Origin of the sequence: Selenomonas ruminantium AC2024 (assembly GCF_000687995.1) — a bacterium.
Classification (GTDB): domain Bacteria; phylum Bacillota; class Negativicutes; order Selenomonadales; family Selenomonadaceae; genus Selenomonas_A; species Selenomonas_A ruminantium_B.
Genome location: NZ_JIAC01000001.1, coordinates 1,318,493 through 1,343,654, shown reverse-complemented (window position 1 = coordinate 1,343,654; position 25,162 = coordinate 1,318,493). Strand labels below are relative to the sequence as shown.

21 protein-coding genes are annotated in these 25,162 nt (G+C 48.1%); all 21 read right to left on the bottom strand.

What is annotated here, in order from left to right; genetic code table 11:
* Positions 1–185: 185 nt before the first annotated feature.
* The 21 genes from P157_RS0106240 to glmS all read right to left on the bottom strand — a co-directional run bounded on the left by P157_RS0106240 (position 186) and on the right by glmS (position 24,981).
* Positions 186–1,553, bottom strand: coding sequence for a nitrogenase component 1 (locus P157_RS0106240; RefSeq protein ID WP_026760243.1), 1,368 nt, complete (start codon positions 1,551–1,553; stop codon positions 186–188).
* Positions 1,546–3,132, bottom strand: coding sequence for a nitrogenase component 1 (locus P157_RS14010; protein WP_051598525.1), 1,587 nt, complete (start codon positions 3,130–3,132; stop codon positions 1,546–1,548). The genes P157_RS0106240 and P157_RS14010 overlap by 8 nt, the downstream gene beginning before the upstream one ends.
* Positions 3,133–3,147: 15 nt before the next feature.
* The gene (gene nifH, locus P157_RS0106230) at positions 3,148–4,005 is read right to left on the bottom strand and encodes a nitrogenase iron protein (protein ID WP_026760242.1); all 858 of its coding nucleotides are present in this window, start codon (positions 4,003–4,005) and stop codon (positions 3,148–3,150) included.
* Between the two features lie 48 nt (positions 4,006–4,053).
* The gene (locus P157_RS0106225) at positions 4,054–4,917 is read right to left on the bottom strand and encodes a radical SAM protein (RefSeq protein ID WP_026760241.1); all 864 of its coding nucleotides are present in this window, start codon (positions 4,915–4,917) and stop codon (positions 4,054–4,056) included.
* A 26-nt stretch (positions 4,918–4,943) separates the two neighbouring features.
* On the bottom strand, positions 4,944–5,306 hold the full coding sequence (locus tag P157_RS14005; protein ID WP_051598524.1) for a NifB/NifX family molybdenum-iron cluster-binding protein: 363 nt from the start codon (positions 5,304–5,306) through the stop codon (positions 4,944–4,946).
* A gap of 51 nt (positions 5,307–5,357) precedes the next feature.
* Positions 5,358–6,281: a PLP-dependent cysteine synthase family protein gene (locus P157_RS0106215; RefSeq protein ID WP_026760240.1), complete on the bottom strand. Its 924-nt coding sequence runs from the start codon at positions 6,279–6,281 to the stop codon at positions 5,358–5,360.
* A 16-nt stretch (positions 6,282–6,297) separates the two neighbouring features.
* Positions 6,298–7,458, bottom strand: coding sequence for a trans-sulfuration enzyme family protein (locus tag P157_RS0106210; protein ID WP_026760239.1), 1,161 nt, complete (start codon positions 7,456–7,458; stop codon positions 6,298–6,300).
* A 20-nt stretch (positions 7,459–7,478) separates the two neighbouring features.
* Positions 7,479–8,387: a class I SAM-dependent methyltransferase gene (locus P157_RS0106205; protein WP_026760238.1), complete on the bottom strand. Its 909-nt coding sequence runs from the start codon at positions 8,385–8,387 to the stop codon at positions 7,479–7,481.
* A 236-nt stretch (positions 8,388–8,623) separates the two neighbouring features.
* Positions 8,624–9,178: a flavin reductase family protein gene (locus tag P157_RS0106200; protein ID WP_026760237.1), complete on the bottom strand. Its 555-nt coding sequence runs from the start codon at positions 9,176–9,178 to the stop codon at positions 8,624–8,626.
* A 12-nt stretch (positions 9,179–9,190) separates the two neighbouring features.
* Complete coding sequence (locus P157_RS0106195) at positions 9,191–9,634, bottom strand: hypothetical protein (protein WP_026760236.1); 444 nt, start codon at positions 9,632–9,634, stop codon at positions 9,191–9,193.
* Between the two features lie 71 nt (positions 9,635–9,705).
* Positions 9,706–10,794: an ABC transporter substrate-binding protein gene (locus P157_RS0106190; protein ID WP_026760235.1), complete on the bottom strand. Its 1,089-nt coding sequence runs from the start codon at positions 10,792–10,794 to the stop codon at positions 9,706–9,708.
* Complete coding sequence (locus P157_RS14000) at positions 10,791–11,591, bottom strand: ABC transporter permease (protein WP_037368172.1); 801 nt, start codon at positions 11,589–11,591, stop codon at positions 10,791–10,793. Before P157_RS14000 ends, P157_RS0106190 begins: the two co-directional genes overlap by 4 nt.
* Positions 11,591–12,430: an ABC transporter permease gene (locus tag P157_RS0106180; protein WP_026760234.1), complete on the bottom strand. Its 840-nt coding sequence runs from the start codon at positions 12,428–12,430 to the stop codon at positions 11,591–11,593. The genes P157_RS14000 and P157_RS0106180 overlap by 1 nt, the downstream gene beginning before the upstream one ends.
* Complete coding sequence (locus P157_RS0106175) at positions 12,423–13,493, bottom strand: ABC transporter ATP-binding protein (protein WP_026760233.1); 1,071 nt, start codon at positions 13,491–13,493, stop codon at positions 12,423–12,425. Before P157_RS0106175 ends, P157_RS0106180 begins: the two co-directional genes overlap by 8 nt.
* Positions 13,494–13,640: 147 nt before the next feature.
* Positions 13,641–13,967, bottom strand: coding sequence for a PDDEXK nuclease domain-containing protein (locus tag P157_RS15730; RefSeq protein WP_051598523.1), 327 nt, complete (start codon positions 13,965–13,967; stop codon positions 13,641–13,643).
* Positions 13,943–14,377, bottom strand: coding sequence for a DUF1016 N-terminal domain-containing protein (locus P157_RS15725; RefSeq protein WP_230578450.1), 435 nt, complete (start codon positions 14,375–14,377; stop codon positions 13,943–13,945). The genes P157_RS15730 and P157_RS15725 overlap by 25 nt, the downstream gene beginning before the upstream one ends.
* The gene (locus P157_RS0106165) at positions 14,370–14,600 is read right to left on the bottom strand and encodes a YdbC family protein (protein ID WP_026760232.1); all 231 of its coding nucleotides are present in this window, start codon (positions 14,598–14,600) and stop codon (positions 14,370–14,372) included. Before P157_RS0106165 ends, P157_RS15725 begins: the two co-directional genes overlap by 8 nt.
* Positions 14,601–14,616: 16 nt before the next feature.
* Positions 14,617–18,132 (bottom strand): Eco57I restriction-modification methylase domain-containing protein, encoded by a 3,516-nt coding sequence (locus tag P157_RS0106160; protein WP_026760231.1) that lies wholly within the window; start codon positions 18,130–18,132, stop codon positions 14,617–14,619.
* A 3-nt stretch (positions 18,133–18,135) separates the two neighbouring features.
* The gene (locus tag P157_RS0106155) at positions 18,136–21,303 is read right to left on the bottom strand and encodes a helicase-related protein (RefSeq protein WP_026760230.1); all 3,168 of its coding nucleotides are present in this window, start codon (positions 21,301–21,303) and stop codon (positions 18,136–18,138) included.
* 238 nt (positions 21,304–21,541) lie between these two features.
* Entirely contained in the window at positions 21,542–22,984 is a 1,443-nt protein-coding gene (locus tag P157_RS15095) for an ATP-binding protein (protein ID WP_026760229.1), read from the bottom strand.
* Between the two features lie 167 nt (positions 22,985–23,151).
* Positions 23,152–24,981 (bottom strand): glutamine--fructose-6-phosphate transaminase (isomerizing), encoded by a 1,830-nt coding sequence (gene glmS / locus P157_RS0106145; RefSeq protein WP_026760228.1) that lies wholly within the window; start codon positions 24,979–24,981, stop codon positions 23,152–23,154.
* Between the last annotated feature and the right edge of the window lie 181 nt (positions 24,982–25,162).

Sequence of the window (25,162 nt, the reverse complement as noted above, 5' to 3'; positions counted from 1 at the left end):
ATCCCCTTTCAAAATCCGTTTTCTTATTTCCTGCCAAAGTTATTTTAGCCCCAAAACTTTATTTTGTCAAATACTATTTCTCTTAACCTTTTTCACTGTCACCTGACTAAGATATAACAAATCAATATAAGCACGCACAAACAAACTCCGTTGAAGCCTCAAAGCCTCAACGGAGTTTGACTACTCTATGCCGATTTACTAATCGCCGTAGTAAATATGGTTTCCAAAAGCGTCAACGCGCCCCGGTAGCCAATATACGTTTTATTCAGCACCACATCATAGGATACAGGATAGCTGACTTCCACGATATGCCCGTTCAATTCCTTGACAGTATCACGTTCCCAGCTGGTGCCAAAGATGACCGGCGGTTTATGCCCGTAATCTTCCTGTTTTAGCAGCTGATTGACGATATAGCCATCTTCCACAAATTCCACCTCAGCCCCCACGTCTTCGGCGAGTTTCTGGTATTCTGCCCGAATGGCCTCATGATATTTTTCCGGCGTATGGTCGGTGATAATCTGCTTGGCGGGGATAAGCCCCAGCTGATTCACCACAAATTTATTGATGGCTAGATTATAGGCGGCATCGCTGACCACGGAGTAAACAGCGGGCAGGCCCCACCAGTATTCAGCGTAAAAGTCCGTGAAGTATTCCAGATAATAGTAGTATTCCTTTTCCTCCTGCTTGATAAAGCGCTCGGTCTGCACTTCATTTTCCTGTGCAAATTCAGCAATCGCCCGCAAAAATTCAGCCACCTGCTTGGCGCCGATGGGCAGTACCGGCAAATGCAGATAGGGCTGGCCGTATTTGCTCTCCAACAGTTTGGCCGTCTTTAAGCCAAGCCAGGGGCCGACCACCAGATTGAACTCGGCATTGGGTATGGTCAGCCATTCCTTCACGCCCTTAGAACCATAGCCAAAGAGGATGTTAACCTCCCAGCCCGCCCCTTCCAGAATGCGCTTGAGTTCCGTCAAATCGCCGCGCCAAAAGGTATTCTGAAACGGCAGTTCCGACCAGACATTGATTAAGCCCTTCTTTTTCGTCTCTTTGTCCTGAGCATATTTATCCACATACTGCTCGATAATTGCCTCGGTGACGATTTCGTGGCCCGTGAAGTTGTTGCCCTTAAAGCCGCCGGTTTCGGCAGACACGATGGGCACGCCCTTTTCCTGATAACGCGCCACTACGGCTCCGATGTCATCGCCGACGATTTCAGGGATACAGCCGTTGAGCACGACGAACAAATCCCCTTCCATGATTTTGAGCGATGCCTCAATCAGCTGATCAAGATGTTTGGCGCCGCCAAAGACGACGTCCTTTTCCTGCAGATTGGAGCTGGGCGGTACCGCACCGCCGGAATAGCCGCCGCCCTGATAGCCGTTGTAAAACGACAGGCTCATGTACTGCTTGTCCACGCAGCCCGGGCCGCAATGGGTGATGGGAATGGCTCCCGGAATTGCGCTGACCGAATGCATCGCGCCCAGGGCACAGCCGTAGCGCACCTGATTGATGGAATTGGTCTGACCGTTCTTGTCCTTTTTTATCTTAGGCATGGGCTGCCTCCTTTCTTTCCTGCTCGGCGCGATATTCATCCTCGTCAAATTTCACCAGTTCGGGGTGCTTGGCGAGAATATAGGCATCTTTCTGTTCCAGCCACCACTTCTTATACGGCAGTTTGACGTGTTTTTTGATATCGTCATGGAATTTCTTGTGCGCCAAAATTTCCAAAATGGTTTCGCCCAGATTCACAATTCCGTCATAGCCCACGGCAATATGTTCATCGCCCAAGGGAGCGGCAGGAATCCCTAAACGTGAGGCAAGAGGCGCGAGTCCATTGTGGCGAATCAACAAAAAGTCCGGCTTGTTTTCCTGCAGGAAAGCGTAGAGCTGATACTGCTGGCGGTTAGACACATGGAAGTTTTTAACCTGACCATAATGCTCATTCAGATGGCCCAGCGAATCCTCTCTTTGGTCGCCGCTGTCGTAAACCGGGTCATGATGGAAGGTCAGCGAGCCGTCCACTTCCACATCCAACTCCCGCAAGACCTGTATAAGCCCATGCGCATAGGCAGAACCCGTAGCGACAAAGCCCTTGACGCCTTTGAGTTTTTTCTTGAGTTCCTCAATCTTCGGCTTGACGCGGGCGTGTTCTTCGGCAATGAATTTTTCCACCAGATGTTCCCGATGGGTGACTTTCGCCAGTTCCCGTAGCCACGCGTCTGCCCCCGCAAAACCGTATGGCATGGGCGCCTTGACCTCCGGCACGCCGAAATGCTGTTCCAAGGCTGCCGCCATATAGGAGGACAAGGTGTAGCAGAAGCCCACCGTAGCCGCCGCTTCGGACATCTGTGCCAATTCTTCCACCGAAGCCAAATCCACGACATAATTTACCCGCAAATTCAAGTGCGCCAGCATGGGCGAAAAGACATCCGAACCCCAAAGATTGATGACATTGACCAAATCCTCCTGTTTTTTCGTGGGGTTCCTGCGCACAATCTGCCGCAAAATGCCGTGCTGCGTGGCATCAAAACCGGTACTCCAATGCTTGGACCGGAAACCTTCGCAGGCAAGCGGCACCACGGGTATCCCCAGTTCTGCCTCCTTCTCGTCCGTAATGCTTTCGATATCCTCACCGATAATGCCCGTGGCGCAGGAGGAGGCAACAAAGATTGCCTGTGGCTGATAGCGCTCAAAGGCATCGTCAATGGACTGACGCAGTTTATCCGCCGCACCAAACACCATGTCGCTCTCAATCAGATTGGTGTTGATGATGCGCAAATTTTCGGCCTTATAGCCGCGCATAACCAGACCATTGCGGTAAATGTTGTTGTAGACGGTCTGCCCGCCGCCGCAGCCAATGGGGGCGTGCTGAATCAGCACCGCATCGCGGACATTGCCTGCCTGGCATTCCACCATCTGCTCACTGCAGACCGAGCCCTGCGTAAACGGCCCCGACAGTTCGCACAGGCGGCAGTTGCCGCCACAGCCTGCGCCCCGCTCCCGTTGTCCACGCAGTTCATAGCTGGACTGCTTGTGCAGTTCTTCGGTAGTACCATCCCAGGCGATAATGGTCCCCAAGCGCTGTTCCCGCTGCTCGACGGAGGCAATATCCAGATTGATTTTCTTTGGCATAAGCTCTCCCTCCCATCAGATGCGATAATCGTCTTCCACGTTGTCCATCAAGCCGTATTCGAGCAGGATTTCCTCCAGGCGGTCCTGCGTCATGGGTTTTGGAATGACGAACAGTTCATTTTCTTCAATTTTGCGCGCCAGCTCACGGTATTCGTCTGCCTGATGGGCTTTCGGCTTGTACTGGATAACCGTTTCCTTGTGGATTTCTGCATGCTGTACCACATTGTCACGCGGCACAAAATGGATAAGCTGGGTCCCCAGTTCCTCGGCAAAGGCGCGCAGCAGTTCCAGTTCACGGTCAACATTGCGGCTGTTGCAGATGATGCCGCCCAGGCGCACGCCGCCTTTCGCCGCATAGCGGGCAATGCCCTTGGAGATATTGTTCGCCGCATAGAGGGACATCATTTCACCGCTCGCCACAATGTAGATTTCCTTGGCCTTGCCCTCACGGATGGGCATGGCAAAGCCGCCGCAGACCACGTCACCCAAAACGTCATAGAACACATAGTCCAAATCATCCGTATAAGCGCCCAAACGCTCCAACAGCCCAATCGAGGTGATGATGCCGCGTCCGGCACAGCCGACTCCCGGTTCGGGCCCGCCGGATTCCACACAGCGAGTGCCGCCAAAGCCGGTTTTCAAGATGCTGTCCAGCTCCACTTCTTCCCCTTCATCGCGGAGCGTATCGAGTACCGTCTTTTGGGCAAGGCCGCCCAAAAGCAGGCGGGTGGAATCCGCCTTGGGGTCACAGCCGACCACCATGACATTTTTCCCCAGTTCCGTAAGGCCGGCGGTAAGATTCTGCGTGGTCGTGGATTTACCGATACCGCCTTTACCGTAAATTGCAATCTGACGTAAGCCTTCTTTTGCCATAATTCAAAACTCCCCTTCTACATAAACAACTGTTTTCTGACGTCTAATTCAACCGTGGGAAAAGGTTTCTTTCGCCTGCAAGAGCCCCTTATACACTTCCTGGCTAAAGTTGTTTTTCCCCGGTACCCCCACGGCATCTGCGCGGCAGTGCTGACAGTGGCGGAATACATCAATGTGTTTCCCTGCTTCTTTTCTCGCCACCGCCAAATCCACACAGCTCGGTGCCTCGCAATTTTTCAAATCATGCTGCGGAATCAGCGGAATGATGTTATAAATCGTTGCCCCTGCTTCCTTGACCGCCTTGGCAATCGCGCCGATATGGAAACGGTTGATTTCATTGACGAGCACCGTATTGACCTTGACCACCACACCGGCGGCGGCCACCTTGCGGATACCTGCAAGCTGATTCTGAATGATGAGCGCTCCGGCTTCCTCACCGGTATAACGCTTACCATGATAGACCAGCCCATTAATCATCTGGGCTTCAATCGCCGGGTCTACGGCATTGACCGTGACCGTCAGCGTATCGATACCCACATCAATTACGTCATGCGCCCGCTCGCTTAAAAGCAGGCCATTGGTGCTCATGCACTTGAGAAGCTGCGGAAACTTATCACCAATCAGGCGAAACGTCTCTATAGCCCTGTCGGATGCCAGGGTATCCCCCGGCCCCGCAATGCCCACCACGCTGAGTTCCGGGCAGAACTGCAACGCCCGCTCTATATACATGACCGCTTCATCCGGTTGAATAACCGCCGCAGTCACCCCCGGTCGGTTTTCCACATCGTTAATCTTGCGGTCGCAAAAACGGCATTCCAAATTACATCCGGGGCATACCGGCAAATGGATACGCCCCCTGTGCTGCTTTGCTCCAAAGCATGGGTGCAGCTCCCTGACCCGCTTTTCATCCATAGCGACAGCCCCTTTCGTTTAACTCCTCAATACGCTACACTTGCCTGTTGTTTCTTTACTTCATAATCATGGATTTTCGGCACAGCCGTATCCACCGTCTGCCCGTCAATCTCGAGTGGCAGGATGTCCTGCCGTTCGAGTGCCTTCTGTGCACCGGGGCCAATGGCCTCCGCCACCACATAGCGGCAGTCGCTTAATGCCTGCACGGCTTCCAGCATTGCCCCATCATCGTGATAGCCATGCTGACAGGGCGCTTTTACCTGCCGCCGTTCGACCTCCAAAAAGGTGCCATCTTGGGTCACCTCCACAATCAAAAAGCCATCGCTGGCGCCAAAATGACGGTCAATATGCAGGCCGTCACTGGACGCCAAGGCTATGCGATAAGGCATTTAATCACCCCTTTCCACCTCATTCGTCAGCCTTCGGCTGCCACCTTCCCCTCAAGGGGAAGGCTTTTCCAAAATGTGTTTGCTGAAGTAACGCTCCGCACGGTCGATAACCGGCAGGACGATATTGCCCTGAATGCCGGAATGCGCGAGCTTCAACGCCGCCGCCAAGGCTGCCCCGCTCGAGCTGCCCGCGAAGATTCCCTCCCGGCCCGCGAGCTGCCTTACGCCAGCCAAAGCCTCTTCATCTTTAATCTTATAGACCTTATCGATAAACGATGTGTCCATCGTTGCCGCAATAAAATCATTGCCAATCCCCTCAATTTCATAATCACCATGCTCCCCGCCGCCGATAATGGAACCATAGGGGTCCGCAAGTACCCCTTTAATCGCCGGATTCTGTTCTTTCAAGTAGCGCATAACGCCCGAAAACGTGCCGCCGCTGCCCGCCCCGGAAACGAAGTAATCCACCTGCCCGTCCAAATCGGCATAGATTTCCGGCCCGGTCGTTTCGTAATGGGCACGGGGATTGGCGGGATTTTCAAACTGCTTCAGCGTAATCGCTCCGGGAATCTGCTGACGCAGTTCCTCCGCCTTTTCCGCCGCCCCAAGCATGCCGCCCGCTCTTGGCGTATGCACCAGTTCTGCCCCCAAAGCCTTCATCAAGGTCTGTTTTTCCACGGAAAACTTCTCCGGCACCACGAAGATTACGCGATAGCCACGATTCAGCGCGGCATAGGCAATGCCCAGGCCTGTGTTGCCTGCCGTAGCCTCGATAATGGTTCCGCCGGGCATTAACAGCCCCTGGGCCTCAGCATCGGCAATCATCGCCCTGCCTACACGGTCTTTGGCACTGCCGCCGGGATTCCATAATTCTAATTTGGCAAACAGCCGGACGCCCTCCGGCAACTCAAAATGTGTCAGCTCAACGAGCGGCGTATGCCCGATGAGCTCCTGCATAGACTTATAATAGTGCATGCTTGCGCTCCCCCTGTTAAATACGGCTTTCCTCAATGGCCTGTTTCAAATCCGCCAGCAAATCGGCCTTATCCTCAATGCCAACCGACAGGCGGATAAGGTTATCCGTAATGCCGATTTTCTCCCGCGTTTCCCGCGGAATGGCGGCATGCGTCATGGTTGCCGGATGGCAGACGAGACTTTCCACACCGCCCAGGCTCTCGGCTAGTGCAATAAGCTGCAGCGACTTGAAGAATTTGCGGATATCATGACCTTCTGCCAGTTCAAAGGAAATCATCGCGCCGCCGTTTTTCGCCTGCTGCTGATTGATTTCATAACCGATATGGCTGGTCAGCCCCGGATAGTAAATCTTCTTCACCTCCAGATTGCCCGCCAGCCAATCGGCCAGATAGGCGGCATTTTCCACATGACGGTCAAGGCGTACCGCCAACGTCTTGATGCCCCGAATCAGCAGGAATGCATCCTGCGGCCCTAAGACCGCGCCCGTGGAATTCTGTACAAAGGCGAGCTTGTCGGCCAGCTCCCGTGTCTTGACCACCGCCAGCCCTGCGACCAAATCGCTGTGCCCGCCCAGATATTTCGTGGCGCTATGGACGACAACATCTGCGCCCAAAGCCAACGGCTGCTGCAGATAAGGCGTCATAAACGTGTTGTCCACAATCACAAGCGCCCCATGACGGTGAGCGATTTCCGCCACCGCCCGGATATCGGTGATGGTCAGCAAGGGATTAGCCGGACTTTCAATGATGATGGCCTTGACATTCGGCGTAAACTCCCTTTCGAGCGCCGCCAAATCCGTCGTATCTTCCAACGAATACGTCAAATTGAACCGGCTAAACACCTTGTCCAGCACGCGGAAGGTACCGCCATACACATTGCTCGACAGGAGAATTTTTACATTGCTTTGGAACAGGCTCAACACCGCCGTAATCGCCGCCATCCCCGATGCAAAGGCAAAGCCGGCTTCGCCGCCTTCCAGCTGGGCAATCAGGGCTTCCAGTGCCGCCCTTGTCGGATTGCCTGTACGGGAATACTCCCAAATCCCCTCCCGCAGTTCCCCCAAACCGTCCTGCTTAAATGTCGAAGTCTGATAAATGGGCACATTGACCGCGCCTGTCCGGCTGTCCCCATCAATCCCGCCGTGAATCAGGGCGGTGTTAAATTTCTGCTTACACATATTGATCATCCTTTATCAAGTTATTGTCGTCTTTTTTCCGCCAGGATAAAGTGTACATTCTCCATCGCCTGCTGATGGTCGGTACGGTCAGCGAAGAAATGCCGCTGAATATCCGCCGGTGATTCGTGATTGCGGATAACAAAACCTTCACTGGCCAGAATCTCCCGCATTTCCGCAAGCGAGAAACCATGCCGCATAGGCTCACCGAGCTGTTCGGTAATCTGCGCCAACCGCCGTACCCTTGAGGTCGAATCCGGCTCAAAGGTCGATTCATCGGGGAAATCCAAAACAAACTGGCTGCCCGGCGAGGCCAGAATGCTGACGCTGCGCACGAACTCGCGGAAGGCTTCCGCGGTCAGATAGTAGGAAACTCCGAGCAGGGAGAAAAACGACGGTTCCGACGTATGAAAGCCGCTATGCAAAAGCGTCCGTCCCAAGTCATCCTGCTCAAAGTCGATAGCCGCATAATGCGCATTGGGCGGAACTTCCCAACGCAGTTCATGAATCCGCCGCAGTTTGTACGCCTGCGTATCCGGGTGGTCCAGCTCAAAAACCTGCACCGCTTCATCCGTGTTGCGAAAAGCAAAGGTATCCATCCCCGCCCCGCAAATCACATACTGACAGCTGGCGCGATTGCGTGCGAACCGGTCCAAAGCCCGCTCGGCAAAGGCAATCCGTGACAAGGCAATGGGCGAGAAATAATGGTCCATCTCCTCGAACACGAGCAAGCTCTCAAAACCGTAGCGGGGCAGCTGGCCTGCCGCCTCCACCTGCCCTTTGAGCAGGCTGCCAATCTCGTCATACACATCTTTGCCGATAATGTCATAGGCCAGATAATCATCAAAAATCTTGTTCTTTCCGAGCATCGAATGATAAGCCCTGGCAAAGGAGCAAAGCTTGGCGGTCATACTTTCCTGCGCGGCAATCATGAAAATCCCTCCCGTTAAATCCACATTCGTTCGTATCTAAACAGAATCTTACCAATATTGCAACAGATACACTTCATAATCGCTACACCCTTTCCAAAAATAAAAAAGAGGTTCTGTGCAGGGAATCTCCCTTGCGCAGAACCTCTGGTCATCCAGTCAGTTCATTCGTCTTTTTGACGTTGACCTTATGTTACACTATTACGCCTATCATGTCAATAGGCTAAATAAAATTTACTTTATTTCAATTTCAAACCATCATGGAAAGCTTTCCCGACTACAGGGCCGACCAGCCGATAGGTTTTCGTGGCGATATCGAAGATGATGGGCTGAAGTTTATCGTAGTCCACAACGCCATCCGTCAGCACCGCCTCATCTGCCTGCTGGGCAACGATTTTTCCCACCAAAATCCCCGTTTCATCACTGTAGCTCACGCATTCACATTCCAAAGTCACCGGGAATTCCTCGATAATCGGCGCATTGACATGACTGCTCTTATGCACGTGGCAGCCGGCCTTTTCAATCTTATTGACCTTATTGCCCGTCTCCACGCCGAAATAATCTGCAATTTCCACGGTATCCTTCGTGGCAAAAGCTACGGTAAAAGCCTTGCTGTGCTTGATGTTTTCCGTGGTCTTATGCTTGGCCAGGAACAGCGTGATTTCATCAAAGTCAGACTGGGCACCCCAGGCAGCATTCATGGCATTGGGAACACCATTCTCATCATAAGTGCCAATGATAAAAACACCCTCCGGGGCAATGCAGGCCTGTTTGCCGGTAAATTCAACACTCATTTTACAGCCTCCTTACCAGATTTCCTTCATCCAGCTGCGGTAGTTTTCTTCGAGGAATTTAATCAGCACGTCAAACATGCCGTAGACTTCCTCACCCAATTCTGGGAAGTCGCTTTCTTCCTTGCCGGGAGTCAGCAGGCAAACATCGAGAATCAAAGAACCGGTCTGGTCGAAATAGAGCTTGAAGGGTTTGTACTTCATGTTCTGCTCGCTGACCATGCGCAGCACAGCCAGTTCATTTTCCTCCGTGCGGGCTTTCGGAGAAATCTGAACGCGAATCATGGAAAAGACACTGTCATCGAGCAGCACCAGCGTGGGCAGTTGCTGGCCTTCGATTACGATATGGGAACGATAGACCACCGTATGCTGGGCATCATCCGCTACCTCTTCCACCTGAAAGGCATCAATCTTTTTTTCTTTCAAATACTTGTTAAAAACTTCTGCTTTGATATTCATAGAAAAACAGCTCCTTTGTCAGTATGTCATCTTACATACTATTCCACAAAGGAGCTGTTTTTTCCTGTTAATTATTCAACTTTTACCTGCAGCCAAAGTTTGGTATAGAGTTTATCGAGGGCTTCTCCCAGATAACTGTAGGATTCCTGGCCTTTGTAGACATTTTCTGGCGGGAAGGCCGTGTCCACATATTCGCCTAAATCTTCTTCCACCAGTTCCCGCACCGCCGTGTTCGGCGTGGAATAGCCAAGCTCCTCGAAGTTGGCCGCCGCAATGTCAGGACGGCAGAGGAAATCAATGAACTTGTGCGCATTTTCCACATGGCGGGCGTTCTTGGGAATCACCCAGCAATCAATCCAGACATTGGTGCCTTCCTTCGGCGCCGGCTGGAACCGCAGATTGGGATTGGACTTCATGAGCTTAATGGCTTCGCCGGAAAAGATTACGCCCAGCGCCGCTTCGCCGGAGCTCAGCTTATCGCGGATATCATCCACGCCATAAGCCTGCACCAACGGTTTCTGCTGAATCAGCATATCGCGGGCGGCTTTGAGTTCCGTCTCATTTACGGTATTCATGGAGTAACCCAGAATCTTCAAGGGAATCATAATGGCATCCCGGGCAGAATCCTGCATGAGGATGTTGTCCTTATACTTTTCATCCCAGAGGATTTTCCAGCTGTCCACAGGTTCTTTGACCTTCTCAATGTTGTACATAATGCCCACGGTGCCCCAGCAATAAGGAACGGAGTATTTCCCTTCCTTGTCAAAAGCCCTGGACTGGTCAAAGAAGTCCTGTCCGATATTTTTCCGCGCATTGGGCAGCTGTGCAAAGTCCAGCGGCTGCAGCAAATCATTATGAATCAGCTTGTTAATCATGTAGTCGGAAGGACAGAGCACATCATAAGCCTCTGCGCCTTCGGCAATGCGGGGATACATGCTCTCGTTGGTGTCGTATTCATCGAGCACCACCTTGATGCCGGTTTCTTCCTCAAACTGTTTGATGACGTCCTCGCTGAGATAATCGCCCCAGCTGTAGACGTAGAGCACGTCCGCCCCCTCTTCTTCCTCCTCGGCAAACATATCGCAGCCGGACAGCAGGAAGGTACATAGTACGAGCAAAGTCAGCAACAGGGAGCGGCCATACGTTTTCCATTTCTTCATGCTTCCTGCCCCCTTCTTTCTGCTGCCCGGTAACGGCGAATCACCTTATAATTGAGCATCAGGAGAGCCGCAAAGACCAGCACGCCGCAGAAGAACAGCGTAGACAGCGCATACATCTCGGGATGGACGCCCAATTTGAGCTCCGAATAAATTTCCGTGGTCAGGGTTTCAATACCCGCACCCTTGGTGAAGTACGTCACGATAAAGTCATCCGCACTCATGGCAAAGGACAGCAGGAACGCCGCCACGATGCCCGGCATCAGTTCTGGCAAAATGACTTTGCGGAAAGCCTGAAAGGGCGTAGCGCCCAAATCCCGGGCCGCCTCGTACCAGACATTGTCCATGGTCAGTACCTGCGGCAGGATGCAGAGCATGGCATAGGGCAGGCTGATGACGATATGGGCCAGCAAAATCGTGTCATAGCCCAGCTTCAGCCCCAGCCCCAAAAAGAGCAGCATCAGCGAAATTCCCGTCACGATATCGGCATTGAGCAGGGGCACATTGGCCAGCCCCCGCAGGAGCATCCGGCTCTGCCGTCCCATCTGCCGCATGCCCAAAGCCGTTACCAAAGCCAGCAAAGTGGCCAAAATTGCCGAGGTCACGCCGATGGTCAACGTATTGGAAAAAGCGTTGATGATATCTTCGCTTTCGATAAGTTTCTCATACCATTCCCAGGTAAAGCCCGTCCACTGGCCGCGATAACGGCTGGCATTGAAGGACTGGGCAATGAGCACCACGATGGGCGCATAGAGGAAAGCCACAATGGCGGCCAGATAGGTAGTCTTGATTTTCTGCATTATGGCCTTACTCCTTTCTTCGCCTGCTCGCCATTATCCGTAAAGGCTTCCAGCAGGATGTTCAGAATGATAAAGACCATGAGCACCATGGACAGGGCACTGCCGAGTTGCCAGTCATAGGCCGCCGTGAATTCCTGTTCAATGATGTTACCCACGAGCAGCACCTTGTTACCGCCTAAGAGGGCACTGATAACGAAGGTGGTCAGCGCAGGGATAAAGACCATGGTGGAACCGCTGACAATACCGGGCATGGACAGCGGCAACAGCACGCGCCGGAAAGTCTGATAGGGATTGGCGCCCAAATCTCTGGCCGCTTCGATAATACTGCTGTCAATGCGGTTAATCGCCACATAGAGAGGCAGCACCATATAGGGCAGGAAATTATAGACCATGCCGATAATGATGGCCAGCGGCGTATTGATGATATGCACTTCCGGCAAGCCCACGGACTGCAGGAACATATTGATAAGACCATGCTTTTCCAAGATGGTCTGCCAGGCCATGGTTGTAAGCAGCGAGTTCATCCAGAGCGGCAGCAGGAACAGCACAAATACCAGCAGCCCCCGGCTTTCCTTGCGCTCTCTTAAAATCAAACACAGCGGATAGGCCAGTACGAGACAGATAAAGGTGCTGATTAAGGCAAGCTCCACAGACAGCCCCAGAGCCTTCAGATATTCCCACTGGAGCACCGTCTGCAGATGCACCAGAGTAAAGCCCCCAGTCTCTACATCCTTCAAGCCATTCCAAAGAACAAAGAACAAGGGCAGCACGATAAAGAGCGTTGCCCAAATCCCGAAGGGCAGGGCTAAGAAGCGCTGGCTGGAAAGGCGTTCATTCATCGCTCACCGCCTCCTCGTCTTCGGACTCAGGCTTCGCCATAATCTGAATATTGGAAGCGGCCAATTTAATGCCCACCTCTTTGCCCTGCTCGTGACCGGTAATGGTCTGCACGAGCCATTCAAAGCCGCCGGCTTCAATGGTGATATCGTATACCGTCCCCTTGAAGACAACCTGCTTGATTCTGCCGGTGAACTGTCCATCCGCGGGCGCACAAATCTGAATATCCTCCGGGCGAATCTGCACATCTACGGGAACATTTTCGCCAAAGCCCGTGTTGATGCAGGGAATATCCTTGCCCAAAAGGTGTACGAGCTTATCCCGCACCATAATGCCGTCAATGATGTTGCTGTCGCCGATAAAGTCGGCCACGAAGGCATTTTCCGGCTCATTGTACACGTTCTCCGGCGTACCAATCTGCTGAATCCAGCCCTGATTCATGACCACTACGGTATCCGACATGGACAGCGCTTCTTCCTGGTCGTGGGTGACGAACACAAAGGTAATCCCCAGTTCCCGCTTGATTTTCACGAGTTCCCGCTGCATATTCTGCCGCAGTTTGAGGTCCAGTGCTGATAACGGTTCATCGAGCAGCAATACCTTCGGCTCGTTTACAATAGCGCGGGCAATGGCAATGCGCTGCTGCTGGCCGCCGGACATCTGCGTAACCCGGGCATGTTCATAGCCATCGAGGTTCACGAGCTTCAAGGCATATTTTATCTTATCGCGAATGTAACTTGCGCTTTTCCCCTTGAGTTTCAGGCCAAAGGCGATATTCTCCGCCACGTCCATATGGGAGAACAGGGAATACTTCTGAAACACCGTATTGACCTGCCGCTTCTCTGGCTGCAAATGGGTAATATCCTGCCCATCAAACCAGATTTTGCCGCTGTCCGGGGTTTCAAACCCGCCAATCAGCCGCAGGATTGTGGTCTTGCCACAGCCTGAGGGGCCCAAAAGGGTCACAAATTCATTCTCGTGAATGGTTAAATCCAGGTCTTCAAGAATCTGCCGACCATCATAGCTTTTGTTGACGCGTTCAAGACGCAAAAGTTCTTTTTCCATTTATCGTCCCTTTCACTTTCTTCTATAGATATTTGCCCCAGAGGGCTACCGCCCAAAAAGGCGCCGAAGTATATTTTATCACGAATCCTGCAAAAATACTAAGGAAAAAATATGCGGCGTATCTATCAAAAATACGCCGCGTATGTGTCAATAGGTATTCCCCATTCGATTTTTTATATCCTCGATGGATGGCAACTGCTGGCGGAATTTCTCCAGGATATCGTCCGTTATCCTATACTCACTAACGCCAATGGGCTTATTGATGTCCTGTAAGGCATATTCGGCAATCAAGTCGTCCTTACTCTTGCATAGGAGCAAGCCGATAGTGGGCGCATCCTGCTCTGTCTTCAGAATATTATCCACTGCCGTCAGGTAGAAGTTCAGCTTGCCAGCATATTCCGGCTTGAAGTCGCCCGTCTTCAACTCGATAACCACATAGCAGCGCAGTTTCAGGTTGTAGAAGAGCAAATCCAAGTAGGCGACCAGCCATTTTCAATATTCTGCTTTGCATACCAGAGCAGAACAGGCCGTTCCTTTACCTTATCCATAAGGGTAACAACATGGTACCATGATAATTGTTCAAGCACCTCTTGCACAATTTCTTTTTCTGGAAAAAGAGCGGCGAATATGGCCATATATTTGAGGTTACGCACTGAATATCCCTTGGCATCAGGGTATTCCAGCCGAAGGTCACGGGACAGGTTCTCGATGAACTTGTTCCCCCAGACCTTATGCCGATTGATGGCCTGTCCGATGTGGTAGTACAGCAACAGCAATTCATGGTTGACCTTTACTGTTGCCTGATACTGCGCCTTTTGGATTTCAGCCTTGATTTCCTGTATCGTAGACAGATAGTCTGTCTGATTCATTAACATATCAATCATGCGTCTCCATTATGTTTTTTAGCAAGGCATAAAGACTTTCAACTTCTTCGTTGGACAGAGTAGTTCCCTTGCCCATCTTTTCATGTTCTGGTGCCCAGTCTCGGATGTCGTATTTGGGGTCACGTCCGTTCCATGAAATAAGATTTAGTTCCTTACGCCAGCCTTTATCACTTTCTGAGAGAATACCTATATGGTGTTTTATTTCAAATTTGACATTTTCCATAGCTACTCCTAATTATTTAAGAAAACCAATTATCTATATATATCTGTTCTTCATCAGTAATGTTATACATCTCGTAAACAATATCATCTATTTTTTTATCAATGTCACTTGATATCTCTCCATCATTTATAATGCTCTTAACCAAAGTTGAAATCTTGGCTATCATGAAGTCATCACACTTACATATAGGAATTTTTCTAACATCATTCACAAGGATTTTAGGAAATAACCCTTTTCCAGCTTTGGGTGAATTAGCACAATGATAAAAGGACATCATCTTAGAATTAAGAATTCCTAATATGAAAAAAATATCTTTTTTGAAATGAATACAGTTTATTATTGAAGGTGTATTATAGAATTCTTCATCTGTATATGTTGCGAATATACGTGGATTTGTTATTTCTCTAATCAATATTCTTTTTTCCTTGAAAAAAGCAGGTTTTCTCGGTGCAGCTAACCAATCGCCGTAGCTTATCCAGTCTTTCCCATTCCACTTAATTGAATATCTACTTACATCTTTACCTCTAAGTTCCTTTTTATATGTTTCATCTTTTTTATAATCTGCATTCCATATTTTGTTCTTTATAGTTTCTTCTGAGTGGCCACGATATTTATCATATGGAATAAGCCCTTGAGATATTTCGGATATTTCACCTAAAGGAACTGAATTAGATTGTATTTTCTTTACAATCGATAGAGCTGTTTCATCTTTTTCAATAAGATTAAGCCAGTTATCTACATTTTCTTTTAGTATATTTTTGTTTATATACTTTTCTTTCTCCACTTTTGGCTGATGATTTAGTATGGTTAACTTTCTTAAAATGGTTGATTTTTCATAACTTATTTTCTCAAAGAATATAATACAATTTCTAACTTTTGCACTATCAAAAACATCAATATCTGATAGATTGTCAATCTCACTCAAGTTCCATGTGGCAATTAAATGATGGCGATATTTTTCAGCAAATACATTAGCCATAAACATATTAGGGACGATAAAAGATAATAATCCTTTTTTGCGTACAATTCTATTTCCTAGTTCTATAAAAAAATCTGCCGATTCATAATCTGGAACATTGCAATCATTAAAAATCTTATCTAGTATATTTTTTTCTTTCCGTGAAAACTTTGCTCCATACGGTGGATTACCGATTACAATATCAAAACCTTGTTTTTCCTTAAAGACCTTAGGGAAATATAACTGCCACAAAATAAATGGCTGCTGTGCGGCATCCTTAACTTTCTTATATTTTTCTACTGCTGACAGGTTACTTTCCAACTGATGCAGAATAATTCTATCATAGATAGCGTGTATTTTCTTTTTTATCTCCTGTTTAGTTTCGTGTTGCTTGGTGAAATATAGCTCATCCTGTAGCTTGATAAGCTCTTGCAACATATTGTCAAAACCAGCCTGATAGAAGCTATCCATGCCTGTTTTTGCTTGATTGTTTAAAATACTGCTTTCAGTAATAAGCTTTATTCCTTCAAACTCATCCATCAAGCTATTGCCGCAAATAATATTGCAGTCCAGATTAGGCAGAGGTCTCGGCTCTGTGTGGACATCATACATACCTTCAGAGTTATCCTGCTTTACCAGTTCATCATCAATAACGATGGACAGCCACAACCGCAGTTTAGTGATATCCGTGGCACTCGGCTCCAAATCACAAGCAAAGAGGCAATTTTTGATAGTATTCACCTTGAGGTCATAGGCTTTACGTCCATAGGCGTAGAAGTTAAATCGCTCGAAGTTGTTCATTTCTATAGTCATGTAGGCGGTGAGAGTCTGCCGTGCCCTGACAATCTCATTCAGAAGCCCCAACAGGAATGCCCCGGAGCCTACCGCCGGGTCAGCTATCTTGACATTTGACAGCAGTTCATCCAGTTCTTTTAGACGGTTTACCTCTTGTTTGAAACTAAAGATGCTTTCCGGCATTTCCAAGTCACGAGTCTTGTCCAACGTATGGCTTTTTTTGCCGTTCTTTATAACTTCTTTTGTTTTTAGACAATCGTTATCACGGAAGTATTCGCCATACAGGATAAATTTCCTGATATCTGCTTCTTCGATGCCGGTATTGGTGGTCAGATAGTTTATCAGGCTTTCCTGACACATATAGTGTACTATCTCACGTGGCGTATAGAATGCCCCCTTGGATTTTCTGTCCTTCACATCCAGCAGATTTTCAAAGACCTTCCCCAGCATTTCTGGGTCGATGGCTACTTCACGTTCCATAGGTTCGTCTTCTGCCATGGTGAAGTTGTAGCGGTCAAAAATATCCAGAATGCCGTCTGCCTCATCCTTGTCATTCTCATCCGCATTAGAGAACATAGAATTTGGAATATGGAAGTCAGAGTTTACCCAGTCATAATTATCCAACTGCTCAAACAGGCCACCATTCAGGAAGGGGACACGGCAATGGAAGCGTGCATAGAAGCCACTTTCTCCACGGTCAACATTCAATGCCTCATAAAACAGCGGCTCCAAGTAATCATCAAAGTAGTTTCGACCTTGCTTTACACAGGATTTATACAGGGCACGCATAAAATCCTTCGGCCCCTCGCCCCATGACTTGCCTTTAACCAATGTTGACAGGAATTTTGCATCCTCATCGGACAGGGCAAATAAAGCCTCACGATTGATAAAGGAAATACCATCCGCATTAGGCTGAGAATATACACTTTCAACTATGTTATGAGCCTTGGCATTGCGAAATAGAGCACTCTTATACGCTTTTTCCGTCAGTCGTGTCGGGAATGCCGATACGCCCAGCCACCCCTTTTTCTGTATGAAGTAGAGGAAAACAATCTGCCCCATGAGTTTTTTGGTAAACTGCTCACTGGTGAAACCGCAACGTTCAGCCTCTACCATAAAGTCAGGGGTATTTTCCAAATACTCCTTGACGGCCAGATACTTTTCCTTGTAGTCGTTGAAGAACTGTTTGGTAACAGTCTCAACGCTGAAAGCTTCTTCCAGTTCGGCGAGGCTGGGATTAACATTATCCTGCACAAAAATACCGTAAAGCCTTTCCTGCGCCGTATGGCAAGGCTCTCCTTTGCCTACAAGGTAAGAATAACGCTTGGCAGGAGTAAGTTTTGTGCTCAGTTTACCATCGGCAAAGCCATATTCCATGCGGATGAGGGATAACCTCCACTTATCACTTGGTCGTTCCTGTCCATTTGCATCTTTTTCCATGGTAAAAAAGGCTGCCAAAGCACCATCACACCCGGAGTTATCCAGCAGTGTCTTGATGAATGCTCTCTGGGAACTGCGAGCATTCTCTACATTTCCCTTGTTTTGCAGCTGTACGGCAAAGAGAGCCATTTTCTTTCCATCGGAACCTTTGTAATTGCCGATATGGTAATGTCCGGCAATTATTCCAGACAAACTGCTAAACTCCTTGTTGAATCGTGTTGGAGCCACCATTTGCACATCGTTTAACAATTCTTGCAGAAAACGCACATATTCCTGATGATTATAGGCTTTTGTAAGCGTTTGTAAAAATAACTCTTTTTTCTTGCTGTTATCTGTCATTGTTTACTCCTGTTCCTTCATGTAGCATGAGAGAATAACCTCTTTTTCCCCTTCGGGGAGCACAACGTTCTTACGCTCATACAGATAGGTATCGTCAATATTATCCCTTATGGTAGCGAAGGCTGCTACTATATTGCTGGCTGCTTTCAATTGCTTGACTATTTCCTTAGTAGTGTTCTTGGGAATATCACCATTTTCAATAGCTTGCATAATACGCCCTGCTACCGCTTCTTGGTCATCAGTAAGCTCTCCCGAAGCCAATGCTCCTTTTAGTGTCTTGACAATAGTGGCATCGTTTCCTCTTATGGCTGCTCTTTTCGTAGTAATAACATCTTCTGCCGTGAGTGATTCATCAAAAAACTTGCTATTAGCTTGATATTGGTCGTAGTAGATACTACCCACGGGAATTTTTTTCTCAGCCGGCTCACACTCCAGATACCCCATAGCATCCATAAAACCTATTTCATGAGTCTCATGGTCATTTGACAAGAAGAAGCTCTTTAATGCTCCCTTGCGGATAAAGGTAAGTGTTGCCTCTTTCTGAACCTTGTCGCTCAACCTGCCCGTCTTAGATTTCTTTGGCAGGCTTTTTATTTTATTGAACAGTGTAAGGTCATTGTCACGGACATCACGAATTTTAGCCAGATACTCCAGCTCCGGGCTGGCTCCTTCTTCCTCCTCCAATGTCTGAGACAAATCCTTAAACAGCTTTTGTGGGCTGGGATTTTCCTCTTCGGACAAAAACTTGTAGTCTTCACCCAATGTATCATGGAAGGCTTGCAGCTTCTCCAATATACGGTCTGTCAGCGGAAGCTGTTTACTGGCTTGGGATGTGGGGAAGAAATTGAAAACATATATTTTGTCAAAAGCTGTACCGACACGGTTGATACGTCCTACACGCTGCATGATGCGTGTAGGGTTCCACGGCAGGTCATAGTTGATAATGACATTAGACCTGTGCAGGTTGATACCTTCAGCAAGCACATCAGTGGTAATAAGAATATCGTACTTATCCCGATTTTTATCCATGTACTTCGGGTTAAAGCTGTACTCTATCTCCTTCTTCAAAGCAGCACTGCTATCACCTGAATAAGAAATGATGCGCTCACCATATATTTTTTCCAGATTTTCCGTGAGGTACTGTGCGGTTTCTTTGGATTCCGTGAAGACAATTTTTTTAGCTCTAGCCAGAACAGGCACGTTTTTCAAGTCATTTTCAAACTCGATGAGCTTGGGGTCTGTCTTGACAGACTTCCACAGGTCTTGCAAATAGCAGAGTTTCTGCAAGTCACGCTTCAAATCTATAATGAAATTGGAGCGGAAATCACTGGCCTTGAAGTGCATTACGTCTTCAGTCTCAATGTAACTAAGAAGAAGTTCATCATCACCATTATCCATGAGATCATAGACATCAACCTTTTTGCTGATATAAACCTCGCCTTTATCAAACATATCAATAAATTTTTCGTAAGATGTTACGAACCTGCCTAATGTTAGTTTAAAGGCATAGAAACTGCTCTCTAAGCGTTTTACCAATATCCCTTTCATGAAACCGCCCATGTTTTGCTGGGCTACCATCATTTGAGTATACGGTTCCGCTGCTTCTGTCTTTAGATAGGTGAGAGGCCTATAACGTGCGTAATTGAAATCCTTGATGGCATTGATAGTTTCTGTAAATACACTATCTGTCAGTTCATCAAATTCATAAATAATTTTTTCAGGTGCATCCAGACGTGGGAATTTTAAGCCCTGCCTTTCCATGTCCTTGGCATAATACTTAGCTACTTCGCTGCGCGTCCTGCGAATCATGATGTGACGGAGCAGCTTATCACGGATAATTTCTGAATTAGCACTTATCTGAGCAAGGTAAGCAGCTCCTCCCTGCTTTTTCGCTTCGTTTTGGCTTTTACGAAGTTGCAAGAAGAATTCTTCTAAATTCTTAACACCAACAATATTGGAATTATGCTTAGGTTGGAAAAGATATATCTGGTTTTCTATGTCGCTAGTGTAGTTATTGATTGGCGTAGCAGAAATTAGCACTACCCTCTTGCCGTAGCAGATAGCATGAAGTCTGCCAAAAGCATCCGTACCTGCGTTGCGGAATCTGTGGGCTTCATCCACAAATACGTATTTATACTTATCGGCTCGGTCTAAAACAGACTCCAATTTCCCCAACGACACAACATCAGCGGCCACATCGAACTCTAAAAGCACATCTTTCCAGTAATCAACCAGTACAGGCGGGCAAATTACCAGTTTCCGCCCCTTTTTTAGGATTTTGGCCAACATTGAACAGATATATGTTTTGCCCAGACCTACTACGTCTGATATGAATACACCGTCATGGGCTTCCAATATACGCTTTGCCTGTATAACAGCATCCAACTGATATTGCAGTCGCATAAAGCCATCCGGCAGAATATTCTCTGCCAGCTCTTCTTTGTCAGTATTGATTTCCTCTTTGAAGTATTCATAGATGGTCTTGAGATAAATCTCATAAGGCGTAATATCCCCACGCATCCACGTCTTGTCATCTACGGTTGATATATAAGCCTCTGTAATATCAACTCCCTGCTTCCACAGTTCTTCAAACTTATCCAAGGCAAATTTCACATCATGGCTATCTTTAAGCTCTACATTGAATTCAAGGTTGTTCTGCAAACCTGCCATAGAGAAGTTGCTGGAGCCTGTAATGACGCTGCCGAACTGGTCTGGCACGTGTTCGGGGTCTTTACGAAGTATATAGACCTTGGCATGAATAGGCTCGTCAGGGTACATTCGCATCTCTATTTTGCCGGATTTCAGCCATTCTATAAAGGTACGCACACCCTGCTCCACAGGCATGGAAGGTTCTGCATCCGCAAACTCATCAACTACGGCCTCTGAAAACTTCTCCGTTGCCTCCTTGATGGTCACGCCTCCAAATAAATTGCCCTGTTTCGATTGCTCGATGATTTGGACAGTCCTGGCATCTACGTTCAGCCCTACCAATATACGAATCTTCTCCAAGTCCTGCATAGCCGGATACAACTTGAAGAAACCGCTGGTACGGAAGTAGCCCACCAATATATCAAAAAACTGGGTATGTCCCTTCAGAATATTGCAAAACCGGCTATACAAGTCACGCTCCGGCTCATTTGTAAAAAATTTCAGGTCATTATCAACGCTCATTTTCTCACCCCATAAATTCACTATAGCTCCAGCCTTAACATCTGAGCTTTTTAGCCTTTTGTACATCGTTAGCCGAGAATATCCGCACATTCTAATTGATTCGCTGACGGAAGCTATTTTCCTGCATTGGAACTTTCGCACTAGCTCCGATCAGTTTGCTGGCTTATTGTCGTCCCTTATCCTTTCGCTTCTGCACAATGTCCAGCATGCCTTTGGCGCTAACCTATTCTTATGTCCGTCACCCTAGCGCAACCATATCACTATTCGTTTTATAGAACTTCGTCCTCGATTGACGGCTTACCAGCAAATAGCCCTGTTCTGTTAAGTTATTTAGTACCTTGCTGCGCAAGTAGCTGGAATTGCTAATTCCCAAATGAGCAGCAATATTGGCAGCATTACGAGCTTGATTGTAACAGTAACTCAACACCTTATCATCATGCTCAGTTCCTTGCGACACTGGGGGATATGACAGACTCATAGCACTGCCACGTTCCAGTCCCTCATTATAGGTCAAGTCAGGCAGAACCAATGTGAAGTGATCTGACGTAGAAGAGATGTAAGGTTTGTGCCGTTCATCTGCTGTTGCATATTCCTCTACAATCTTATCAAACCCCGTCCCTGCTGCCTCCATGACATTACAGGCCACTAATATGGCACAAATAATTTCATTTCTGCGCTTAGAGATAATGTTTGATAAATCATAAGTTACACCAATTTCAGCCCCACGGTAGAAACTTCCCGGCGATGATATTTCCAGCCTGTCACGGAACATATCAACTTGTATCTGTGTACCATCAAGGAAATAATCTCTATGTGCTACGGCGTTTATCACACCTTCAAACACAGCACGCTGGGGGTAGGCATCTATATTGATACGCCCAGTATTGGTCTTTAACAGCGAATGATTCATGCGTTGATAAACAAAATCACAGATATTTTGGATGGTCTGGATGATGTTGCCTTGAAAACGGTTCACCGTCACAATGCGCTGACTCCCCTTATTGAAGCCAGAAAACACAGAACAAGTTACTGCTGTCTTAGCCCCATCATAGCCATCGGCAAATAACGTGGCACCATTGGTCAGCATACCATTTTCATCAAAGAAGCCCAACGAGCGTAACGCTTTATCCGTATATGTCTTACCGCCATTATGCTGCGCATAAAAGTCCAACAGCGTCCCAAAATCCTCTCGCTTATACTGAACGTCTGATAGTAAACTATCAAACTGGGCATTTTGACTGGCTATGCTCATTTCTATAATTTCTTCATAAGTAGCACCATTCGTAAAGCCATCACGCCTCATATATATGGCAGGAATATTTTGATATTTAAGGATAACAGGCCGTGTAGGGGATGTTTCTACCCTTATATGAACCACAAAACGTTCCTTGTCCTTTACTTCATAACGCAGAAACTCAATTTTCATAGGCGGACGGGGAACCAAATGCTCATTAACCTGATTATTAAAGTAGTTTCTCTCCTTGTCAGCCGCCATCCGTTCATAGCCTATAAGCTTATGTGTCTTGTCTTCAACCCCTAAATACATATCGCCGCCAGCAGCATTGGCAAAACCAGCTATGGACTTTAACCAGCCCACAACATCATCCCGGTTTAATTTCCCTTTATATTCTGTCTGGCTATCCTCCAGCTTTACGCTACCCGTCAGCTCTTCTATAAACATACCTGTATCACCTCGCTAATTGAACTACTTCAATTATACTTCAATATAACTTCTTTTTCAACTTCAATGCAACTTCAATATAAACCATAAACTACAAAAAATCCGTTGACATTTGCGTCAACGGATTTCTTTAGCAAATTAGCACAGTCCCTTAATTGGGCTGAAAATTATTCAACTGTTACGGACTTAGCCAAGTTACGCGGTTTATCCACATCGCAGCCACGAGTGATAGCTGCATAATATGCCAAGAGCTGCAAGGGAACAACGGTCAGAATCGGAATAACGAGTTCATCCGTTTCAGGAACCTTCATCACATGGTCAACATATTTTTCCAGTTCCTCGTCGCCTTCGGTAGCGATACCGATAACGACTGCATCACGCGCCTTGACTTCCTTGATATTGGACAGGGTCTTTTCGTAAACGCTCTTCTGCGTAGCCAGAGCGATAACGGGAACGCCTTCCACAATCAGAGCCAGCGTGCCGTGCTTGAGTTCGCCAGCTGCATAAGCTTCGGCATGAATATAGGAGATTTCCTTGAGTTTCAGGGAACCTTCCAGAGCTACATGGTAGTCCAGACCGCGGCCAATGTAGAACACATCATCATTGAATCCATAGCGCTTTGCAAAGGTCTTCAGCGGTTCCACATCGGACAGCGTTTCGCTAATCTGTGCAGGAATTTTCTGCAGCTGAGCAATGAGTTCAGCTACACGTTCCGGAGCAACCGTCTTCTTGATTTCGGCCATGTAGAGAGCCAACATGAAGAACAGCACAATCTGCGTCGTGTAAGCCTTCGTGGAAGCTACGGCGATTTCCGGACCAGCCCAAGTGTAGAGCACCTGGTCAGCTTCACGGGCGATGGACGAACCAACCACGTTGGTGATGGCCAGCGTCTTAGCGCCGAGGCGCTTGGATTCTTTCATAGCGGCCAGCGTATCACTGGTTTCACCAGACTGAGAAACAGCGATGAACAGCGTGTTTTCATCCACAATCGGTTCACGATAACGGAATTCAGAAGCAACATCTACTTCTACAACCGTACGCGCCAGTTTTTCGATATAGTATTTGCCCACCATGCCGGCATGATAAGCCGTGCCGCAGGCCACGATATAAATCTTGTTAAAGGAATTGAGATAGTCAGCGTCCCATTTCAGCTCATCCATCACAATGGTCTTGCCGTCTTTGGCGATACGCTGGCTCATGGTGTCACGGACAGCCTTCGGCTGTTCATGGATTTCCTTGAGCATGAAGTGCTCATAGCCGCCCTTTTCCGCAGCTTCAGCATTCCAGTTGACCTCGAAAATCTTCTTGGTCACAGGTTCACCCTGACGGTTGGAAATCTTGATGCTGTCCTTCGTGATAACAGCCAGTTCACCATCGTTCAGGATGTAAGTGCGGCGGGTGCGCTGAATGATAGCGGGAATATCGGAAGCGATGAAGTTTTCGCCTTCGCCAACGCCGATAACCAGCGGGTTATCCTGCTTGGTCGCAATCAGCGTACCGGGGTGCTTGCTGCTCATAAATACGAGCGAGTAAGAACCTTCCACGCGGCGCAGAACTTCACGAACAGAAGCTACAAAGTCACCATTGTAGACTTCTTCGATTAAGTGGGCTACTACTTCCGTATCCGTTTCGGACTTGAAGGAATGACCATTTTCGATGAGTTCTTCCTTCAGCGTCAGGTAGTTTTCGATGATGCCGTTGTGTACCACCACGAAATCCCCGGAGCAATCCGTATGGGGATGGGAGTTCACATCGGACGGACGGCCATGCGTTGCCCAACGGGTATGACCGATACCCATCGTGCCCTTGAGCTCATGACCTTTCAGCTTGTCACGGAGTGCGGCAAGTCTGCCAACACTCTTTTCCACGCCGATTTTCGCTCCGTCAAAGACAGCAATACCAGCGGAGTCATAACCACGATACTCCAGCTTAGCCAGACCTTCAAGCAGGAAGCTAGCTGCCTCTTTGTCACCGACATAACCTACGATACCACACATAATAGTACCTCCTATGAAATTGTACTATCCTGCTGCGCTCCCTGCATCCTTGTTTCCCGCCTCACGGCAGGACTTTCGTTTGCATTTATCGGCCGAGCAAGCCGGAAGGCATCCGCTGACCACGGAGTCATCCGATAATCTGTTGAACATCCTGCTTGTCTAAATTCGCATATACTGCGTT

Bases quoted from the DNA above. Each gene is read 5' to 3' on its own strand.
- P157_RS0106240 (WP_026760243.1), bottom strand. From the start codon at position 1,553: ATGCCTAAGATAAAAAAGGACAAGAACGGTCAGACCAATTCCATCAAT.
- P157_RS14010 (WP_051598525.1), bottom strand. From the start codon at position 3,132: ATGCCAAAGAAAATCAATCTGGATATTGCCTCCGTCGAGCAGCGGGAA.
- nifH (WP_026760242.1), bottom strand. From the start codon at position 4,005: ATGGCAAAAGAAGGCTTACGTCAGATTGCAATTTACGGTAAAGGCGGT.
- P157_RS0106225 (WP_026760241.1), bottom strand. From the start codon at position 4,917: ATGGATGAAAAGCGGGTCAGGGAGCTGCACCCATGCTTTGGAGCAAAG.
- P157_RS14005 (WP_051598524.1), bottom strand. From the start codon at position 5,306: ATGCCTTATCGCATAGCCTTGGCGTCCAGTGACGGCCTGCATATTGAC.
- P157_RS0106215 (WP_026760240.1), bottom strand. From the start codon at position 6,281: ATGCACTATTATAAGTCTATGCAGGAGCTCATCGGGCATACGCCGCTC.
- P157_RS0106210 (WP_026760239.1), bottom strand. From the start codon at position 7,458: ATGTGTAAGCAGAAATTTAACACCGCCCTGATTCACGGCGGGATTGAT.
- P157_RS0106205 (WP_026760238.1), bottom strand. From the start codon at position 8,387: ATGATTGCCGCGCAGGAAAGTATGACCGCCAAGCTTTGCTCCTTTGCC.
- P157_RS0106200 (WP_026760237.1), bottom strand. From the start codon at position 9,178: ATGAGTGTTGAATTTACCGGCAAACAGGCCTGCATTGCCCCGGAGGGT.
- P157_RS0106195 (WP_026760236.1), bottom strand. From the start codon at position 9,634: ATGAATATCAAAGCAGAAGTTTTTAACAAGTATTTGAAAGAAAAAAAG.
- P157_RS0106190 (WP_026760235.1), bottom strand. From the start codon at position 10,794: ATGAAGAAATGGAAAACGTATGGCCGCTCCCTGTTGCTGACTTTGCTC.
- P157_RS14000 (WP_037368172.1), bottom strand. From the start codon at position 11,591: ATGCAGAAAATCAAGACTACCTATCTGGCCGCCATTGTGGCTTTCCTC.
- P157_RS0106180 (WP_026760234.1), bottom strand. From the start codon at position 12,430: ATGAATGAACGCCTTTCCAGCCAGCGCTTCTTAGCCCTGCCCTTCGGG.
- P157_RS0106175 (WP_026760233.1), bottom strand. From the start codon at position 13,493: ATGGAAAAAGAACTTTTGCGTCTTGAACGCGTCAACAAAAGCTATGAT.
- P157_RS15725 (WP_230578450.1), bottom strand. From the start codon at position 14,377: ATGATTGATATGTTAATGAATCAGACAGACTATCTGTCTACGATACAG.
- P157_RS0106165 (WP_026760232.1), bottom strand. From the start codon at position 14,600: ATGGAAAATGTCAAATTTGAAATAAAACACCATATAGGTATTCTCTCA.
- P157_RS0106160 (WP_026760231.1), bottom strand. From the start codon at position 18,132: ATGACAGATAACAGCAAGAAAAAAGAGTTATTTTTACAAACGCTTACA.
- P157_RS0106155 (WP_026760230.1), bottom strand. From the start codon at position 21,303: ATGAGCGTTGATAATGACCTGAAATTTTTTACAAATGAGCCGGAGCGT.
- P157_RS15095 (WP_026760229.1), bottom strand. From the start codon at position 22,984: ATGTTTATAGAAGAGCTGACGGGTAGCGTAAAGCTGGAGGATAGCCAG.
- glmS (WP_026760228.1), bottom strand. From the start codon at position 24,981: ATGTGTGGTATCGTAGGTTATGTCGGTGACAAAGAGGCAGCTAGCTTC.